This window comes from Roseitalea sp. MMSF_3546, assembly GCF_030732865.1.
Lineage (GTDB): Bacteria > Pseudomonadota > Alphaproteobacteria > Rhizobiales > Rhizobiaceae > Roseitalea.
In genome coordinates, this window is sequence record NZ_JASHKB010000033.1 from 1 (window position 1) to 18797 (window position 18797).

Sequence of the window (18797 nt, forward strand, 5' to 3'; positions counted from 1 at the left end):
AATCGAGCTCGGTCCCGAGGTCCCGTTCGGCCTGACTCATCAGATCTCGGCTGAAGCCACGCAGGTCGTCCATCTGTCCCGCGTCCTCGGGCGAGACGATGAAGCGGAAATGATGGCGGTCGTCTTCGGTGCCGGTGGCGAAGGCGCGATCGTCGGCGGTGTCGTGCTCCTTGTCGAACATCGCCGCATCGCGGCCGTCCTTGGTGACCCCCTCGCGCTTCAGATAATCGATGTGCTTGGCCAGCGGCGCCGACCGGAACTTCTGTCCGCGATGGCGAACGATCCGTGCGTTGACGATGACGCGGCGCTGCGTGCGGGCGAGGCCGCGCGAGACGTTCACGAAGCGGCCGCGCCCGAAGCTCGAACGGCCGCCGCGCGTCCCGGACGATCGGAATTGATGGCCGGTATGCCCCGCCTTCTTGGCCGCGCGCATGACCTGGCCGACGAAGCTCTTCGCCTTGCGGCTCGGCGTGCCCTTGTCGCGGATACGGCCCGGGCGGACGCGGATATCGTTGTCGCGCCCGCTCATGGTGAAACGGCCCATGCTGGCCGAACGGCACGGCAAAACGGCAGGAAAATCAGAGCGCTAGCGGTATGGGCGGCACTGTCGACTGTCGTGCGGCGTGCGAAAAACCCAACAACAACAACGCCGTAGCCGCCTCGCGCGCCCGGCCTTTTATCTTGCCCTCCCTCCGTTGTTTGACTGTCCGTCCCCCGCACTCCTTCCGGGACTGCGAGGGGGCACGCCAGCACGCGCCAGAGCGCTATTGCTGCGATCATCGCTCTGGTCTCCTCTGAACGGAGACGAAAAGCGGATTGGCGGACAGATCGTCTGCGCCCTGTACGTCTTCCGCTCGGTTGATTGGTTGCACATCTGGTGCAGCTTCTCGGTCGGTCCGAACGCGCTCGGAACGGGTCGCGAAGAGCGGCGCCTCCCGCCAATCGGACGGCATCGAAGCGCGCGCGGTCTGCACGTCCGCTGCGGCGGGCGCACCGATCCGTGGCGTCAGCTGCGCGACATAGGCGCGGGTCTCGCGGGGCAACGGGCGGCCGGTCCTGAGGTGCTCGTTGTATCGTCCGGGACCGGCATTGTACGCCGCGAGGAAGCCAGGCGCGCCGAACCGGTCGTACATCGCGCGCAGATACATCGCGCCCGCGAGAACGTTCTCGCGCACGTCGAACGGATCGTCTCCAAGTGAGTATTGCGCACGCAGTTCGCCCCAGGTGCCGGGCATGATCTGCATGAGGCCCATCGCGCCCTTGGGGCTGACGGCGTTTCGGTCGCCCGCGCTCTCGGCCCGCATGACCGCGCGGATCCAGTCCTCGGGGAGACCGGATCGGCGCGAGGCTTCTGCGACGGCGGCGTCGATGTCGTTCGGACCGATTGTTCTCTCGGCGGAGAATTGGTGCTGCTCGGGCGCGCCGTCCTGCGCGATGGCGGAGGGCGAACCGGCGCAGCCGGAAAGCGCGTGCATCGCGATGGCGGTGGTGAAAAAGAGACGGCCGGAAGGAGGACGGAGAGGCATCGCTCAGTCCTCCCGCGTCCAGATCGGGGTCGCTCGCCCGATGATCGTGTCAGCGTCGAGCGGCCCGAAATACCGCCCGTCGAGGCTCGATGGATGCTCGGCATTGAGGAAGAAAACCTCGCTGCTGCGCAGCGTCCGGCAGCCCCGCCAGACGGGCAGCGGGCGGTCGAGCCGGTCGCGCTCGCGCGCCTCGGCGACGACCGCGCCGTCGATAACGATGGTGGTTCCTGCGCGGCAGACCTCGCTTCCCGGCAGCGCGGCGACGCGCTTCAGGAGCGGCGTCTCGCGGCCGAGATAGCCGCTCTCGAACAGCCAGTCGGCGAGCGGCTCGGGCGGGCGCACGGCAACGAGATCGCCGCCGGTCGGACGCTCGATGGGCGTGATCGCATAGAAGCCGATCGCCACGCTCGCTGACGCGTTCCAGATGACCAGCGGATCGCTGCGGACGGCGGCAGAGGCGCCGATCAGCGCCAGCGCTGCACCGGTCGCGACGAGAGTTCTGCGCGCGCGGATCATGTGGTCACCGCGCGGCGCTTGAGCCAGGCGTCGTGCCGCAGTTCGGTATAGGCGCGCGGATCCAGACCGGTGGTCAGGCGGTTGTGGACGTGGCGCCAATGGTCCGGGCAGACATCCTCCGGCGCGAGCCCGAGCGCCTCGACCTGGTCGATGGCGAGGAGCGCTGCTTCGACCTTCGGCCAGCCCGAAAGGCGGAGCAGTATCTCGCCGCCAGGCGTGACATGAGGGACCGTAGAGCAGCACTCGCCGGACTCGACGGCGCGCAGGATGTCGATCCGGCTCTCGACCGTTCCGTAGTCGTTCGAGGCCCATCGGACGAAGGCGAAGATCGCGCCCGGATCGAAGCCGACGGTGCTTTCACTGCGGCTATGCAGCGTTTCCAGGGCGATTCGGCCGAAGCGGATCCAGCGCTCGGTCCGGCCCTCGATCCACTTGAGATCGACGGTAGTGCGGCCGGTCATGCGCCGCTCTTCTTCGCGTAGGCCGGCGAGATCGCCGCATGCCGCTTGGCGGGCAACACGGTGTCGCCTGTGTCGTCGGAGGTGGACGATTTCTCGCCGCGGCCGACCCAGGCCTGCAGATCGTCGACGGCGTAGACGACGCGCCCGCCGATCTTGGAATATCTCGGACCGGTGCCGTAGGTGCGATGTTTCTCCAGCGTACGGCCGGACAGGCCGAGAAAGCGGGCGGCTTCGGGAGTTCTGAGATAGCGCGGCGGGAGGCCGGCGTTCGGGTCTGGCATGGGTAGCGCCTCCGGTGCTTGCGCCGCGCCGCGGAAGGCGGCGGGCTGTCGGAGGCCACAGAAGCGGAGAAGGACGCCCGGGAGGGATGACGATCAGCAGGCGTGGAAAACGTCACCCCATCGCACAGTGATGGGAGAGCCGAAATGGAACGAAAACTTCTCGTTCTGACCCCTCACTGCTGAGGCCTTCTCGGCGATGCAGATCGGTCGATTATGGCGCTGTGCATCGAAAGGCCGCTTGCAAGCTTGCGATGCAGCCGCAATTTTTCAGTACGCTGCCGTGCACTGTCAGCATCTGTGGTGTTCGGCAATTTACGATCGGGGCTAGCACCGAGCCGAGAGAAGATCAGGGTCAGAGCGCGCGAGTTTGCCCAACTTCGATGATCTGGCGAAGGCCATTTTGGAGGAAGGGGCGCACGGCGAAGTGACTGTAGAGCAGCGCATGCAGTCCAGCGCCGCGGCGCGGGCGGAGCGCGTAGCGCCATTCGATCCGGCAGTTACCGGCTTCCGTCTCGGCCATCAGAAACTCGCCGCGGATGTATTCGACGAGTTTGGCGCCAGCGCCGGTTTCCGGCCAAACCTTGTAGGCGAACTGATCTGAACCACGATCAATGAGCACTTTCTCGAGCGCAGTCGTTCCGTCGGCAAGATGAACCCTCCGCACCCCGTCCGCTTCGCCCCAGGTGCCGGCGATCAACTCGGATCGTTCGACCGCGGGTATGAGTCGGCTGCCCGGAAGGATGTCTTCCAGCTCGGCGGTTTCGAACCATTGATGAAAGGCCGGGCAGGAAGCCGATGCTTCGCCTGTCACGAGCTGGACGAAGTGCATTCCGTCCGAGAGGGCAGGCTCTTCCGCACGGTTGCTTGAATTGACGACAAAGGGTCGTGCGATGAAGATCGTCACTATGCCAACCACGCCAGCCAGGATCCACCACGGGCTCATATGCTCGCTCCTCAAAGAGACTGCTTAGAGCATATAGTACGATTATCGGATGTTCCGCAATACGTAGTTATCTCGGCGGCGTTTCGTTTGCGACCTTTTCCATCAGCGCAACGAAATGTGCCTGTTCGACCGGATCGAGCCCTTCAAGCATTGCCATGCAGTTGTCGAGTTGGCGACGGCGGACAGCGTCATGCCAGGCTCGTCCTTGGTCGGTCAGATCGAGCTTCATGACGCGCCGGTCGTGATCTGAGCGCGTGCGAGCGACCAGTCCCGCTTGCTCGAGTCGGTCGAGAATACCCGTCACCGTCGTCGGCACGACCCCTAGCCAATCGGCAACGTCACGCGCGATCACGCCTTCGGCTTGTGCGATAAAGAACAGCGCCTCCGCCTCTGCCGGCGAGAGAGGTTTGCCAGTGTCGTCTTCGACCTGCACGATCTTGAAGGTTCGGATAAGTGACGAGATCGCGGTATGGAGGCGTTCGGAATTGCTGTTCATACGAATAGATAGATTAATCGACGATCGCTTGCATAGCACAAGGCGACGCTGTCAGCTGGCAGTCGATACCGCAGCTTAAGGGCGGGTTCTACGGAAACTGATCGTGCGGTCAGAACGGCTTGCCGCGCAGGAGCTGACGATAGCCATGGTCGATCAGCATGCGGCCATGCGCAGCGAGCCGCGCGACCTGCGCCTTCAGCGAGCTCGTCTTCCAAGGCTCGTTGGCGACACGCCGGGCGCCGAAGAATGCGGTCGCCACGGCGCGATAGGAGGCTCCCTCGGCGCGTCCGTCGACGCAGCGCAGCGCACGTTTCAGGCGCTCGCGGCGTTGCTCCGTGAGTGGCGGATCGGCGGTCCGGTCGATGAGCGTCGAGCGCAGCCGCTCCGCCGCCGCGACGCGGATCGACCAATCATCGTCGAACGGGATGAGCACACCGATCATCGCATCGGCAGGACCGTCCGACGCTCCAACGAGAACAGCGCCGCCGCTCAGCCGACGCCAGAGAAGACCAGCCTCGTCCCCTCGCTCGTCGATCCCGGACCGGCCCAATGTCACCGACGCGACGCCGACCGGCGGGACCGGCGCGATCAGATTGACGATCGCGGGTGCGTCGGCCGGGTTCCAGAAGACCGGCGCGGCTGGGGGTTCGAGCTCCGGATCAACCGGGAAATCGCAACCCCCAGACGGCCGCCCCGCCGCCTTCGGGACGCATCCGCGCATAGGCCGCGCGGTAGCGCTCGTTGCGCCTCAGGCATTCCCAGGCAAGCCCGGAAAGGTCGAGCGTGTCGAAATGGTCATAGGCCCGATCATCACGCCAATCCCGTGGCATGGCCGATCTCCTCGATACGGGCGCTTAACGCACACGTTGCGCCCCACAGCGAGTGTCGGCTCACGGTAGAGTTTGCCTAGTCCTTTGAGGGACATAAGGCGATGCGCTGAAAGCATCGCCGAAGATCAGGGCAGACCCTTCATCAGGAGGTCGCGATAGCCATGCTCGGTCATCCAGTGCGCACGGCCGAGATGGTTGTCATGTACCCGCTGCGCGCGTTCGGGCTCGGCCGCGGCATCGATGCCGAGCAGGAGCCAAGAGATCTCGGCGAGCGGCGCGCCTTCGGATTCGGCGTCGAGCAGCCGCACATAGAGCTTAAGATGATCGCGGTCGTAGACGGTTACGCACTCGTCCACAGGCGGCGCGTCGGCGATGGGCGGTTGGGGCGGCTGCGGCATCGGAAGTGTCCTGGATCGGGCGTCGCCCGAATGATTAATGGCCCGGAAACCATGTTTTGCGCAACAGCCGAGCGGTTGCGGGGCGAAAAACACGACGCGAACGGCGCCCACTAGTGCGCGCCGCGTATTATAATGCGTCGCACCAAAATACGCGATAGGCGATTTGCTGATGGATGGATATCCGTCAAACATTTGGCAGCAATCTCAAGCACTACCGGACGAAAGCGGGCCTAAGCCAGGCCGCGCTCGCTGCTCAGATGGGAGTGGACCGTGCGCATGTCAGCGCAATGGAAAGGGGCCAGCAGAACGTCACGATCGTGACGCTCTGGCATGTCGCGGTGGCGCTGGACATCAAGCCTGCGGCGATGCTTGAGGAGAGGGCCTCGGAATGAGAAACGCGAAAACGCCCCGCCCGGGTGTCCGGGCGGGGCGCTACGGCGGCGAGCTCAGTCGCCGTTCTGGCGGCGGGCGCGCGACCAGATGAGGCTGTAGCTCTCTTCACCCTCGACGACGGTGTCGTCGAAGAGGTTCGCGTAGATCGGCTGGGTGAAGCTCGGGTCGTCCAGCTTGAGGCTCAGATAGTCGCGTCCCTCGTTCGAGGTCTTGGACCAGGCGGCACCGATCTCGGCGCGGCCGACGAAGACGCGGTGGCTCGGGGCGTTGCCGTTGCCGCCCTCCTCGGGGACGATGCGGACGTTCTTCGCCTGCACGCTAAGGGTGACGATCTCGCCGACGAATTCGTTGCCGGTCTTCTTGAAGGTTCCGATGGTGGCCATGTCAGTTCTCCTTTGGGTTCTCGATCCCGCGCCCATCGCGGCCTCGATGGCGATCGCAGAGGCCGGGGCGATCCGCCGACGCAGCCATCCATGGCCCGCAGCGCAGCGAAGGACGGCGGGGACGGTCTTTCTTTGACCCGCAAGGGTCGCTCGCGAGGAATGGGCAAAGCCCAGGGGAAGAAAGTCCGGCCCCGTCGTTGCGGCCAAGGCGGTCGAGGCGTAGCCGGCCCCGGCCAGATCAGCCCATTGAGAGGCCGTGTGGGATGCGGGTGACGGGCACATGGGAGAAGACCTGAGCCCTGCCCGAGGGCACCGGCAAGATCCCGTCAGCGCAAATCGCGCAAAGACAGGCCCCGGCGTGCAAATGGGCGGAGACGTATCGTCCACTTCAGGAGGGCGTCACACAGCCACGGCTACCCCGACCGGTGGTACTTCTTGCTGCTCCTCCGGAGTCGGCTCTCCTGTGTCCATCCTCGAACAGCAAACACGGCCCGGCCTCAGGCTAGGAACCGTGCCCTCATCCCCGCCAGTGTCAACGCATATGATAGGCACACGAAGAGTGGGCACGATACGCTCTCAACCGTCGTTGGTAGCGCGCCAACAGCTGAACGCATAGGCTGCCGCTGGCGTGTCCTCGTCCGGGCCCGCGAGGATGGTTATGCGGGACAAACGGAGCTTTCGCCTCGTTTGCTCCAACGGCTGCTTTGCGAGGTGAAAGGTTTGCAAAGGGCCTTCACGGAAAGTGCGGTTCACTCAAGTTCCGCGTCTTTGAAAACCTTCTCAAGTTGCCCGAGGTCGGCGTAAAGGCGCGCCAACTCGTCTTGCCCGAGCACCGACGCTGTGTGTTCGGCCAATGTGATCTTGGCATCTGCTCCGACCCTCAGGGCGGCGATACCTTTCTTCGTCGGCTGCACGAGCATGGCTCGCCCATCAGCAGGGTCCGGCACGCGCTTGACGTAGCCATTGTTTTCCAGCTCAGCGACCAGCTTCCCCGTGGCCTGCTTGGTGCGGCGGCTGGCACGCGCGAGCATGACTGTTTGCGCACCGGCTGCGGGCAGCCGCGCGAGCAAGGTGATGGTGGCAGGTGTGAGACCCCTATAGCCGTGCTCTGCCAAAGCCGAAACAACGGCAGCGACATAGGCACGGGACACGGCACGCATCGCTTCGGCCACACGCTCCGTCAGGTCGGCCTGCGCCAGACCCAAGGCGTCGTCATTCACCAAATGCAGATTCTCGTCACTCACATCTTGCCTTTCATATTTAGGCACCCTAGTTGTCCAAATATAGACACCCTAGTTTACCATGCCGATCCGATACCGACAACCGCTCGACGGCAGAAAGGAACCCAACCATGTCCCATTCCAGATCAATCTTCATCACAGGCGCGTCCTCAGGCATCGGGCTTGCGACAGCAAAACTATTCCATGACAAGGGCTGGCAAGTCGCCGCAACGATGCGCGATCCCAAAGACGCCGCCAGCTGGATGACGGGTGAGCGTTGCGTTATCTTTGCCTGCGATGTGACGGACCAATCTGCACTTGACGCCGCAGCTGGCGAAACACTTTCGAAATTTGGCAAGATCGACGTCGCCTTCGCCAATGCGGGATACGGTTTGAACGGCCCCATTGAAGGCGCAACGGAAGAGCAGATGCTGCGTCAGTTCGACGTGAACGTGCATGGCGTTGCGCGGACCATCAAGGCGGTTGCGCCGGACATGCGCGCCCGCAAGTCCGGGCTGATCATCACCACATCCTCCATTGGTGGACTGATCGGAATGCCGATGGCACCTTTCTACATCTCCTCCAAACACGCGGTGGAGGGACTGATAGAATCCGCCCGCTTTGAGCTTGCGCCTTTCGGCATCCAAATGAAGCTTCTGGAACCCGGGGGCATCAAGACCGACTTTAGCCGCCGCTCCGCAGACTGGACGGATCACCCGGCTTACGCAGATGCGATCTCGGCCGGCAAAAAAATGGCGGTCGATCTACTCGACAGCGCGCCCGCACCGGAAAAGGTCGCGGAAGTCGTGCTGAAAATGGCCACCGACGGCAAGGATCGCCTCCGCTACCTGGCCAAGCCGGGCCCGTACGTTGCGCTGTATAAGGCGCTGCCGGACCGCTTGTGGCGCGGCATGATCCAAATGGCGCTCCGCAATGCAGCTAAAAACTGACGACATTCAAGACTTCTGGCTTCGTTTGACGCCATATTTAGCGAAAGCAGACTTTCGAACAACTTGCAGCATCGGTCAGAATGGGCTCTCAGCCGTCATTCGCTGCACGCTCGTATTTGAACGCTCGCGCTGATTCCGGTGCGTCCATGTCCGGCCCGGCGAGGGACGCGATGCGCGCCCAGGCCGTGGCGCCGACAACGATGGCGCCGATCCAGGCGAAGACAAGCGTCCAGGTCTCCCCCGCGCCGCCGATCTCGGAGAGGCCCTTGATGGCGTGGTATCCGGCGATCCCGGCGGGCGCGGCGAAGAGCGCGCCGATGGCGAGTTTCACGCGGACGGACTTGATCGTCGCGAACGCGACCTGGCCCGCGACGAGGGTCGCACCGCCGGCGAGGAAGGCGGAGACGAACGCGGCAATCAGCCCCGCTTCACTATCGTAGACCTGCATGCCGACGGTCACGGCGACGAAGAACGGGAGCGCGTAGACGGCGAGCGCGAACAGCACATAGACCATGAAGCCGAGGCCGAGGACGCTCAGGATGGCGGATACTAACATGGGCGGTCTCCTTGTGAGAGGCGCGCCTCCACCACCGCCACGGCGCGGGTGAAGTATGGCGCAAGTGTTCGCGCGCCGGAATGCTCCGGCACGCGCATGGGTGATGCTTGGGGCGCATCACGGGTCACGGTTTGCCCGCCTTCCGCGGGCGGAAGTCGTAGAGCGGCACGCCCATCTGCTTCGCCTTGTCGGCAAGGTTGTCGGTGATGCCGGAGCCGGGGAAGACGATCAGCCCGATCGGCAGGGTGTCGAGGAGCTGGTCGTTGCGCTTGAACGGCGCCGCTTTGCCGTGGCGCGTCCAGTCGGGCTTGAAGACGATCTGGGGGCATTTGCGGTTGTCGGCCCAGCAGGCGGCGATCTTCTCGGCGCCCTTCGGCGAACCGCCATGCAGAAGCACCATGTCGGCATGCTTGGCATGCACGCGGTCGAGCGCGGCCCAGACCGCCTTGTGGTCGGCGAAGTCGGTGCCTCCGGCGAAAGCGATCTTGGTGCCCGTCGGCAGGAGCGGTTCGAGTTCGGTCTTGCGCTTGGCGGCGAGGAAGTCGCGGCTGTCGATCAGCGAGGCGGTCAGGTTGCGCCGGTTCGTGTGCGAGCCGGAATGCGGATGCCATGTCGATCCGAGATGCGCCTCGAACAGGTCGGCGGCGATGTCGCGCATGCCCTCGTAGGCGTTGCGCCGTTCGATCAGCGTGATGCCCTGCGCGGTCAGCTCCTCGAGTTCGACCGAGCGGACCTCGGAGCCGTCCTGCTCGCGCTGCGAGCGTTTTTGCGCCTGCTCGTTCGTGTCGAGCTCTCGGTCGACGCGGGACGCCATGCGGTGAAACACGTTGGTGGTCGACCAGAGCAGGTCTTCGAGATCGGGCTCGAGCCGCGTGTCGGCGAGCGTAGCGATGAGGGCGTCGAAGATGTCGGCGAGTGCGCCGTGGAGCGCGTCGGCCTCGGGCAGCGGTCGCGGATCGGGCTCTCCGGCGAAGGGGCGGTAGCCGTAGAGCTGCAGCTCGTCGAGGACGATGGCGGTCGAGGAGCTGTGCGTGGTGTCGGCATGTTCGGTCATGGCGGGTCGTCTCCGGTTAAAGGGACCCGCGCCTCTCGCGGGCCTTCCCGGGCGACGGGAAAGCGGAGGCCGTCCGGGCCTGCACCGATCCTCGGATCGGCCGGAGCGCAGCGGAGGACGGCGGAGGCGGCGCCGTTTTGCTTCGCGATGCAAAGCCGGTCGCCATCCATGACTATTGGTCCCGTGCGGAACGCGCGGGTGGCCCGGCGGCGGAAAATGGTGACGCCGCAGCCATTGCCGGACCGGGCGGGTTCCGCTCCGGCTCGCCCCTCTCGGGAAGGCCGTCAGGCGCGGCTCCGTGGCGAGGGCTGGATCTGCCTGCCCAGCGGACGATACCGGCTCGCTGCTTCAGTCGGTCTCAACCGCGAGCAAGGTCGGAACATCGACCGGCAAAAGCTGGGGACGCAAATGGCTGCGCATCTCGTCGATGCCGCGTTGGCGAAGATCGCTGTTGAAATCGTCCAGCATCGGTCGCAACGGCAGAAGGTGAAGTTCCCGGTCCGCGAAGCGATCGGTCAATGCGTCAAAGGCCGCCTGGCCAGCCTCGTCATTGTCGATGGCGACATAGAGCCTGCGGAGATCGGCGGGCGAGTCGAACGCTGCGAGATGATTGCCAGACAGCGCCGCAGCGATCGGTAGACCGGCAAGTGCCAACCTCAGCGAGAGCATCGTCTCTAAGCCTTCGCCGACGGCGATGATGTCGGACGGTGATCCAATCCTGACGGCATGACCGAGAAGGTTGCCCATCGCCTTGCGGTTGGGATCGAGCGGGGCCTTGCCCGCCGTCTGAGGATCGAGCCATGTCCGATGAAGGCCGGTCAGCGTTCCGGCATTATCGGTGACTTTCGCGAGTAAGGCGGGCCAGGCGTCAGGCGGGTCATTGGCGTCCGCGTCCTCTCGCCAATAATAGCAGTTCGGATGAAACCTAAGCGCGCTCACGCTTCCAAGGTTTTTCAATCGGCGGGTGGAGAGATAGCGCTCCGCCAACGTGCCCGCGATCGGCTGGCCCATCGTCCATAGCCGTCGTGCTGCCTCCGGCGATCCGCGTGGAGCGGGTGCCGGCGTCTTCCTTGCAGGCGGTTCTGGGCGCGGAAGGCTGAGGAAACGCCGTGCCTCATCGAGCGTGTCGCGCAGTGTCGAGAGGTTGAGATTCGCCGCGATGAGATCGAGCAGATCACCATGCTCGCCGGTGGCGGCGTCCGTCCATTTTCCGGCGGCGCCTTTGCCACGGGTCGGCCCGGTGAGACGGATATAGAGACTGCGACCAGGATTGTTATCGACGTCGCCGACCACCCAGTAGTCGCCATGTTTTCTGCCGTTAGAAAGGTATTGGCGGCACACAGCCTCGGCCTCGCGACTGAGCTTCTGCGAAAGGTCTGCGGCGGGGCTATCCATGCTTTTCTCCTGAATGATGCGCAAAAAAGGGCCTGCCGCGTCCGACAGGCCCCAGGGTGAGGGAGTTGGGGGAGCGTCTCCCTCGATTGGTGGTCGCCAGCTGCTCGAAAGTGGGCGAAGGCGGCCTCGGCGACTGTTCGATCATCACCCAATCGGGTGGGTCGAACCATCGACCAAGTGCCGCCGAACGCCTGTCTTTGCGCCCTTACTCGGCGGCTTGGAGCGCGACCGTCTCATCGTCGTCTTCGACGGCGGCTTCGGCAGGCGTGACATCACCCTCGTCGACGATCTCGAACTCTGGCTCGTCGGGGTCTTCCGCAAGTGGAGCCGTGCGCAGCGGCTGCGGGAGCCAGCCCGTACCCGCCAGCAGGTCTTCCGCGGCCTCGACCATGTCGGGCTTCTTGAACCCGGCGATGCGGTCGGCGTCCGTGTCGCCCGTCGCCTCGCGCACCGCGGCGAGGATCTGCGCCTTGGTCACGCGGCCGAGATAGCTGTCCGCCCTCGGCGTCCAGCCCGCCTTCGCCATGTCGAGTCCCAGCGTCGAAGCGAGGATGTCGGCATGGGCGATCTGGCGCGGCTTGCGATAGTGCGGTTCCTGCACGGCGTTGACCGTCATCGCCACGCAATGGGCGAAGAGCGCGTCGCGGCTGTCGCTGTCCCATTCGGTCAGCACGGCCCACAGGTCCTCCGGCTGCTTCGGCAGATTGCCCGCCCAGCTCTCGTGGCGCTTGTCGATCGACTGCGCGTAGGCGGTGTCGCCGAGACCCGGCGCCCGCGCTCCGAAGCTAGTGACACGCGGCGTGATCTCGACGCAGCTGTCCTGGCTGTAGTGGTAGAAGAGCGACAGGACCATCGCGTGGAGGCAGGCCAACCGGGCGAGTTCGGGATCACCCGCGAGCGCGTCGCGCAGGGCCATCGTGTGGTGGACGGTGAGTTCGCAGACAAGGCGATCCGACAGCGGCTTGGTGCCGTCGTCATCGTCTTCCTCCTCTTGATCCGTCACCGGATCGGATGCGTCACCGACGACATCGTCCGCGTCTGGATCGACGGTCTCGCCGCCGGGATCGTCCTCGGCTTCGACTGCTGGTTCGTCCTCGGGCCGGACATAGCCGCGTTCGACGCGCAGCCGGCCAGTGCTATCGATGCTGACGAAAGCGCCCGCGATGGCGTAGTCTTCCACCTCGAACCGGATCGGGCGGTTCTGGAGCGCTTCCATCGCAGTCTCGATCTCGCCGAGCCGTTCGTCGACCTCTTTGGGGAGTTCGTCGGCCTCGGCATAATCGTTTTCGAGCTTGTCGTACTCGGCCTTGAGCGCCTCGTAGGTCTTCTCTTCCTCTTCGCTCATCGGCTCGGCTTCGCCGCGAATGCGCCGCAGGTCGTAGGTGTGGCCGTAGGGAAAGTCGGTGCCGACCTCGATCCAATGCCAGCCTTCGGCGCGGATGGCCTCGGCTTCCTCCTTGAGCTTCTCGGTGACCATGATTTCGAGAAGCGCCGCGTCCTGCAGCCAGCCACCATCATCGGTCTGGAACAGATCGCGCAGCACTTCGCCGCCGGCTCCGACATAGTTGTCGAGCCCCACGAATTGCGCCCGCCGGTCGGACGCGCGTACGGCACCTTCGGTCAGCATGCGGCGGATTTCGTAGGGTTGCTTGTTGTAGTGCTGCTTGAGCGCCTCCCAGACCTGTTCCTGGCGTTCGTGGTCGGGGTTGACCGTGAAGGCCATGAGCTGATCGAGGGTCATCTCCTCTTCGGCATAAGCGTCGAGCAAGACGTGCGAGACAGCGGCCAGCTTGAGGCGCTGCTTGACCACGCCGACCGAGACGAAGAAGGCGGCAGCGATTTCCTCTTCCGATTTGCCCTTCTCGCGCATCGCCTGGAAGGCGCGAAACTGGTCGAGCGGGTGCAGCGGCGCACGCTGGATGTTCTCGGCGAGGCTGTCTTCTTCGGCCAGGCCGTCCGTGCGCACGATGCACGGCACGGGCGCGGTCTTGTTGAGCCGGCGCTGCTTCACGAGCAGTTCGAGCGCGCGGTAGCGGCGGCCGCCGGCCGGGATTTCGAACATACCGGTTTCTGCGCCCTCGCCGTCGAGGACCGGGCGCACCGTGATCGACGACAGGAGCGTGCGCCTGGCGATGTCCTCGGCCAGCTCCTCGATCGAGACGCCGGCCTTGACCTTCCGGACGTTGGACTGGCTGAGCACCAGCTTGTTGAAGGGGATGTCGCGCGAGGCGCTGAGGGTGATCTTCTGAGACTTCGTCATGGGATTTCTCCGCGACGGGCGGTCACGAGACTCTCTCTGACCTCCAGACCCGTCACGAAAACCACGGCCCACCTCTTCCTCTCCAGAAGCGATGGACCATGGACGGACGGTTGGGACCGAAGCGGAACGCCGGGCCTAGGCGGCGGCCTCCAGCAGCTTCCTGGCGCGGGTCTCCATGATGAGCCGCGCATCCTGCTGTGGCTTGGACCGGGCAACCGCGGTGATGCCCTGCACGAAGTCGAAGACGCTCTCGGGCGGGCGACCTTCTTCGGCCAACACCGTCTCGACGATCTTGCCGGTCTCCGCCTTCGAGAAGCCGCGCTTGCGCAGAAAGTCGGTGCGGTCGTCGTCGGTGCGCGCAACGATCCGCTCGCGTGCGGAGCGAATGCCCTGGATGAAGGGCTGCGGCGAGGAGTCGGCGAAGTTGGCCAGCGCCGGTGCCGCCTCGTGCGCAAACCGGTTGGCGGCGTATTTGGAATGCCGGATACTGATCTCCTGGAAGTCCTCGACGCCCCAGAGATTGCGGTTCTGGCAAACGGCGCGGAGATAGAAGCTCGCGATGCCGAGCGTCTTCGCGCCGACTTCCGAGTTCCAGCAGTAGAAACCGCGGAAGAAGAGATCGGGCGAGCCGTCGGGCAGTTTGCCCGCCTCGATCGGGTTCCTATCGTCGACTAGGAACAGGAAGACGTCGCGGTCCGAGGCATAAAGCGTGGTCGTGTCCTTGGTGACGTCGACCATTGGATTGTAGACGCCGGTCGACCAGTCGAGCACGCCAGGCACCTTCCAGCGGGTATCGCCGACGCCATCGCCTGCGATGCGCTGCACGGCGGAGACAAGTTCATGGTCGTAGATGCGGCCATAGTCGGGGCCTGTGACGGCGCGCAGCTCCGTGCGACCGTTCGCGACCTCCATTGTCTTGACCTGCTCGGCGCGGTGGTTGGTGAGGCCGTATTGCAGATTGATGCCGGCAAGCGGCGCTGGGAGTTGCCGCAGATAGGCCGCCGGCGCACCCACGAGGCTCGCGAGCTGGCCGAAGCTCCAATGGGTCGGAGCAACGGGCGCCTCGGCGTCCGGCAGGACGAGCGCAAGCTTCTCCGGATCGTCGCGATGGGCTTCGACGCGGATCGCCGCGCTCTCGACCGTCCGCGTCTTGCTCCGCGCGGCGCGGCCTTTCACCGAAGCGTAGAGGTCCGAGAGCGAGAGGTACTTCTCGTCGTCGGGCCGGGAAAACCATTCGGACGATACGCGGCCGTTATGCCCGCCGCGGGACACATCCACCTTGTAGTCGCCGCTCGCGGGACGACCGTTCGTGATTTCGATTGCTGTCATGGCTGTTCTCCATGACGGGCGGCCCGAGAGCCTCTCTCTCGACCTCCAAACCCGTCACGGCGAAAGCCGCAGGCCTCTCACTCTCTCGCGGAACGATTGCCGCTCTCTTATTGACGATCCCGGGAAACCAAAAAAGACTCAATCAATGGAAATTTTCTCAGAACAAGAAAACACTCCAGTAAATTAGTCCGAGGATAATAAAAATAGCCCAGAACCAACAATTAAATGGCTGAAATATGTTAGGCTCAGTCAGTCTTTTTATCTTCTCAATCTGCAAGGCCGTTCAATTGATCGGGCTCTTCATCTGGCTTCTCCCAAGCCTCAGATATTCGCGGCCAGTTTGGGAAAACACCCTTGTCGCCAAGCCATGTATCCCAAAAATGTGGATCATCTGAGCGTGGGCGCTGCGGCTTTTCTAGATCGCGAACGCGCAGAAGAACGGGTGTTGGTACGGCCCAGCCGAGAAGGATCGCCTGCTGCGAAGGGAGCGTGGGTAGTTCGCCAAGAAGGCCGCCTAAAGCGTCAGGAACAAGCCGGCGGACAAGGTTCTGATCGACATCGTTAACGATGCGGTGGAGTAAAAAGGAATTGCATTGTGCTAGCACAGTCGGAGAGAGTTCGGATGGGCGCTGGGAGGCAAGCACCAACCCAAGACCAAATTTCCGGCCCTCCCTGGCTACCCTCTCAAAGGTCTGGCGGCACAGATCAGCGGCCTGCGCGCTCGCGCCTACATCCGCGTCCTTGCGCACAAAGCTGTGCGCTTCCTCCAGCACCAGTACGGTCGGTAAGGCCTCGTTTGTTTCCTTGATATGACGTTGAAGGGCTTCGAATATCAGGCGGGAGATAACGGCTACGGCAATATGTACAACGTCCGAAGGTACGAGTGAGAGATCAAGAATAACAAGGGGCTCCGGTGAGTCTTCTTTGGGGCCAAGTAGCGCTGCAAGCCAGTCGCTGAGAGAGGCGGCACCTTCAGTATCAATGACCGGACGGAGGCCAGCATCGCCAAGCATTACCTGCACGCGATTGATCAACGGTTCGACGTTGCTTAGGGTTTGTCCGCCCGTTGCCATCGCAACGTCATTTATACGGTCAGGAAGTGCGGAGACGTCAAAACGAACGGGCGCATCTTCGCTAATCTCACCGTGGGTAGCGGCAACGGGAAAGTTGTCAGTGACTGTACGCAATTGGGCCATAACTACCTGTAGATCGGCCGGCTGAAAATTATTGTAGCCATTTCCGTTGGCCCATTGTCGTGAAGTTCGAACTTGCTCGATCGGATCACGTATTGCCGAAATGGCAGCAGAAAGGTCAGCAGCTCCTTCTCCGAAGGCTGCTAATTCCGCTTCATCGCTCTCGGTCAATCCAACTAAGCCCTGGAGCAGGTCTCCAAAGTTCTTGTTATTTGGGAAATCCGTAACGCTTTGAGGTAGTTCAGCTATAAGTTGCTCGAGCTTTCGGACGTATCCACCATAGCGCCGGACGGCCTGCGCCTTCGCGGTTGCCGCAGACGAGCCTGCATTGCGGAGCAACCGTAGTGCTCTGAGCAATATCGGGCGTTGTACGCCGGGTTGCGCGGATGTGAAAGCAGCCCACTCTTGTCCATTCCAAAGCCAGCCTGGCACCGTTAGCGGGTTCGCACCGTCCTTACCGCCTACTGCAAAGCGCCTGACGGGCAACGTGCCGTCCTCAAAGGCCTTTGCGTACTCGCCGTTGGGATCGAGAATTATGAATCGGGCATTCGCTGGCTTGGCCTGTTCGCCTTCCTGCGCCGCCGCCGCGCTTTCAAGCGACCAGCGGACAATACCAGCAACGGAACAGGACTTGCCGCTGCCGGTGTTGCCAAGGACGGCGAGGTGCCGGCCAAAAATCTTGTCGGGGTGTACCCACACACGAGCATTGCCGGCGAAGGGGGCAGAGCCGATCTGGATCAGCCGGTCGTCGGTCTTGGCTTCGACGATGGAACGCAATTGCGTCGCGGTCGGAAGGAGAACGGGATCGCCCACGGAAGGCAGCACCGGGACACCGCGTTCCAGAGCATAGAGGGGCTGGCTGTCACTGTCATTTCCTTCTCGCAGCAGAGTGCCGAAGGGAATGGCAATCACAGTGCGGGCAGGAAACGGAAGATCTACAAGGGCTTCGTCGTGCTTTCCTGGACCCGGCTTGGCACGCACGATGGAGATTTCCTTGATGACCGCGACGACCGCTCCGGTCTCATTCGGTATCAGCACATAGGCGTTGACGCGAGGAAAGCCGGTGGGCGTGCCGGTATTCAGCGCCGTTGCCTGCGGTGTCTCGTTGAAAAGGGCGATGCGCAGTTCTTCAGCGGTAACGGTTTCAACACGGCCAACCGCAAGCGTACCGATGCGTTCGACGATCGTAGTCATAGCTCGCTGCCGTCTTCACTCGGGTCTCTGCCTGAGACTTTGCCGCGCCGCTCGACAAGTTCGCTCATACGGATCGTGAGCGGATCAATAGCCGGTTTGGGTAGGTAGTGCTCGACCAGCGTCCGGATATCGCCGAAGTGCTTGCCGATCAGTAGCGTTAGCTGCTCCGGCCTGCCAACACGGGAGACGAAGGACGCAATTCGCTCGTGAGGCTTTTCACCCCATGCTAATATCACAAGGTGCGTGGACGGAATGATGAGCATGTCGGCGATGACCCTGTTGATATGGTCATCGCCAAACCCATAGCCGTAAGTGACAAGCACGTTGTTAGGCTGGCAGATCGACGATGAGAAATCGCGGAAAAGGTCGGCATAGGGATAGGCAGCAGTTTCAACGTCCTTTACCGAGTTGGGGTAGATCATCACGGAATTGCTCGGGCTATCGGGCACCTCAGGATGTCCGGCGTCCGCCCCGAACGGTAGGCCTGTGCGGTACAAGCGCGGCTTGTCGTAGCGCCAGTCGAGCGAGCCGTGAAGCTTGGTGAGATGTATGACGCCTTCTAGGTGGCGCGGTTCGCCCCGGATCCCGGGCGGCGTGTAATGCATGTCCACATGCAGGCGCGATGATCTGAATTCCGGCTCAAGCGCCCCGGTAAAACGGTCGATGATGCGAAGCCCGGCATAATCGCAGCCGCGCTCGATAAGGCGATCGTAGTTGGTCGTGAAGATGTGCAGCCGCTCCCTCGAAGCGGCCCTGCTGGCAAAACTCATCAGGAACGAAACAAGGATTTCCCTAGCAAGCGGGCCACCGCCGGCGGGCTCGTTATCGATACCGTCGCTGATGCTCTTTTCCGTGGCGAGAACATCGTTGATGAACCCGCCGAGCACGTTGTCAATCGCTGCCTCCCAAGCTGCGGCGTCCGCGCGTTCTAAAATTTGCAAACCGGCGAGAAGTGTGAGCGCCGCCGAAAGCTGGTCTTCGATGTTGGCGCTGCCCCTCCCCATGGCTTCTGCAAGCTTCTTGGCGTGAGCGGCCGCCTTGTCTTCATCCGGAAGTCCGCCAAAACCGGAGCCGGCCATGCTAGTAGGCACGCCGCCTGCGTGATTTGCAATTCCCGTAGTGAAGCCATTTCCGAGAAAGAGCGAAAGGTGTTCCGCTTGAAAGACCGCAGACAGCCAAGGTTCGATTCGCTTCCGCCATAGAGCTGCTTCATTGGCGGGATCGGTTGGTGTTTCGGTTTCACCACCAATGTGAACGACGTGATCGTGGTTCCAATACATCAAATATACCTCAAGTTATGCTTGCCACGACCGCGTCACTTTCAGCGAACAGCTGACTTGACCACGCGAGGTCTTCGCTCATCGTGAAAACGAGCTAGCGCAAAATACGAAGAGAAGAACAGAAAACTCTTGCAGCCGT

At 63.1% G+C, this 18797-nt stretch carries 20 protein-coding genes and 1 pseudogene; 2 read left to right on the forward strand and 19 right to left on the reverse strand.

Annotated features, from left to right (window positions below; genetic code table 11):
- The 10 genes and pseudogenes from RBB34_RS17960 to RBB34_RS18005 all read right to left on the reverse strand — a co-directional run.
- Positions 1–529, reverse strand: a pseudogene (locus tag RBB34_RS17960) (type VI secretion protein); the annotation flags it as partial.
- Positions 530–776: 247 nt separating this feature from the next.
- A complete protein-coding gene (locus tag RBB34_RS17965; RefSeq protein WP_306120627.1) occupies positions 777–1526 on the reverse strand; it encodes a lytic transglycosylase domain-containing protein in 750 nt (249 codons plus the stop codon).
- 3 nt (positions 1527–1529) lie between these two features.
- Positions 1530–2042, reverse strand: coding sequence for a S26 family signal peptidase (locus RBB34_RS17970; protein WP_306120628.1), 513 nt, complete (start codon positions 2040–2042; stop codon positions 1530–1532).
- Positions 2039–2503, reverse strand: a complete 465-nt coding sequence (locus tag RBB34_RS17975) for a DUF2840 domain-containing protein (protein ID WP_306120629.1) — start codon at positions 2501–2503, stop codon at positions 2039–2041. The genes RBB34_RS17970 and RBB34_RS17975 overlap by 4 nt, the downstream gene beginning before the upstream one ends.
- On the reverse strand, positions 2500–2784 hold the full coding sequence (locus tag RBB34_RS17980; RefSeq protein ID WP_306120630.1) for a helix-turn-helix domain-containing protein: 285 nt from the start codon (positions 2782–2784) through the stop codon (positions 2500–2502). The genes RBB34_RS17975 and RBB34_RS17980 overlap by 4 nt, the downstream gene beginning before the upstream one ends.
- Before the next feature lie 352 nt (positions 2785–3136).
- Positions 3137–3727 (reverse strand): hypothetical protein, encoded by a 591-nt coding sequence (locus RBB34_RS17985; protein WP_306120631.1) that lies wholly within the window; start codon positions 3725–3727, stop codon positions 3137–3139.
- 67 nt (positions 3728–3794) lie between these two features.
- Entirely contained in the window at positions 3795–4223 is a 429-nt protein-coding gene (locus RBB34_RS17990) for a MarR family transcriptional regulator (RefSeq protein WP_306120632.1), read from the reverse strand.
- Positions 4224–4332: 109 nt separating this feature from the next.
- The gene (locus RBB34_RS17995) at positions 4333–4779 is read right to left on the reverse strand and encodes a DUF2285 domain-containing protein (RefSeq protein WP_306120633.1); all 447 of its coding nucleotides are present in this window, start codon (positions 4777–4779) and stop codon (positions 4333–4335) included.
- A gap of 103 nt (positions 4780–4882) precedes the next feature.
- A complete protein-coding gene (locus RBB34_RS18000; protein WP_306120634.1) occupies positions 4883–5053 on the reverse strand; it encodes a DUF6499 domain-containing protein in 171 nt (56 codons plus the stop codon).
- A 125-nt stretch (positions 5054–5178) separates the two neighbouring features.
- Positions 5179–5451: a DUF2285 domain-containing protein gene (locus RBB34_RS18005; protein ID WP_306120635.1), complete on the reverse strand. Its 273-nt coding sequence runs from the start codon at positions 5449–5451 to the stop codon at positions 5179–5181.
- 173 nt (positions 5452–5624) lie between these two features.
- On the opposite strand from RBB34_RS18005, the gene RBB34_RS18010 reads away from it, so the two are divergent.
- Complete coding sequence (locus RBB34_RS18010; RefSeq protein WP_306120636.1) at positions 5625–5843, forward strand: helix-turn-helix transcriptional regulator; 219 nt, start codon at positions 5625–5627, stop codon at positions 5841–5843.
- A 54-nt stretch (positions 5844–5897) separates the two neighbouring features.
- Here the strand turns inward: RBB34_RS18010 and RBB34_RS18015 are convergent, their stop codons facing one another.
- Together RBB34_RS18015 and RBB34_RS18020 are read right to left on the reverse strand one after the other, a co-directional pair.
- Positions 5898–6227 (reverse strand): DUF736 domain-containing protein, encoded by a 330-nt coding sequence (locus RBB34_RS18015; RefSeq protein ID WP_306120637.1) that lies wholly within the window; start codon positions 6225–6227, stop codon positions 5898–5900.
- Positions 6228–6976: 749 nt separating this feature from the next.
- Complete coding sequence (locus RBB34_RS18020; RefSeq protein ID WP_306120638.1) at positions 6977–7471, reverse strand: MarR family transcriptional regulator; 495 nt, start codon at positions 7469–7471, stop codon at positions 6977–6979.
- A gap of 107 nt (positions 7472–7578) precedes the next feature.
- Here RBB34_RS18020 and RBB34_RS18025 point away from each other — a divergent pair, with 107 nt between their 5' ends.
- Positions 7579–8397, forward strand: coding sequence for an SDR family oxidoreductase (locus RBB34_RS18025; protein ID WP_306120639.1), 819 nt, complete (start codon positions 7579–7581; stop codon positions 8395–8397).
- An 88-nt stretch (positions 8398–8485) separates the two neighbouring features.
- On the opposite strand, the gene RBB34_RS18030 is transcribed toward RBB34_RS18025, so the two are convergent.
- The 7 genes from RBB34_RS18030 to RBB34_RS18060 form a co-directional block, all read right to left on the reverse strand.
- A complete protein-coding gene (locus RBB34_RS18030) occupies positions 8486–8953 on the reverse strand; it encodes a hypothetical protein (protein WP_306120640.1) in 468 nt (155 codons plus the stop codon).
- A gap of 124 nt (positions 8954–9077) precedes the next feature.
- On the reverse strand, positions 9078–10007 hold the full coding sequence (locus tag RBB34_RS18035) for a DUF2493 domain-containing protein (RefSeq protein WP_306120641.1): 930 nt from the start codon (positions 10005–10007) through the stop codon (positions 9078–9080).
- Between the two features lie 348 nt (positions 10008–10355).
- On the reverse strand, positions 10356–11402 hold the full coding sequence (locus tag RBB34_RS18040; RefSeq protein WP_306120642.1) for a toprim domain-containing protein: 1047 nt from the start codon (positions 11400–11402) through the stop codon (positions 10356–10358).
- A gap of 205 nt (positions 11403–11607) precedes the next feature.
- Positions 11608–13662 carry a ParB/RepB/Spo0J family partition protein gene (locus RBB34_RS18045; RefSeq protein WP_306120643.1) on the reverse strand — a complete coding sequence of 685 codons (2055 nt, stop codon included), beginning with the start codon at positions 13660–13662 and terminating at the stop codon, positions 11608–11610.
- Between the two features lie 135 nt (positions 13663–13797).
- A complete protein-coding gene (locus RBB34_RS18050) occupies positions 13798–14991 on the reverse strand; it encodes a DUF932 domain-containing protein (RefSeq protein WP_306120644.1) in 1194 nt (397 codons plus the stop codon).
- A gap of 266 nt (positions 14992–15257) precedes the next feature.
- Positions 15258–17378 carry a DUF87 domain-containing protein gene (locus tag RBB34_RS18055; protein WP_306120645.1) on the reverse strand — a complete coding sequence of 707 codons (2121 nt, stop codon included), beginning with the start codon at positions 17376–17378 and terminating at the stop codon, positions 15258–15260.
- Complete coding sequence (locus RBB34_RS18060) at positions 17375–18658, reverse strand: SIR2 family protein (protein WP_306120646.1); 1284 nt, start codon at positions 18656–18658, stop codon at positions 17375–17377. The genes RBB34_RS18055 and RBB34_RS18060 overlap by 4 nt, the downstream gene beginning before the upstream one ends.
- Between the last annotated feature and the right edge of the window lie 139 nt (positions 18659–18797).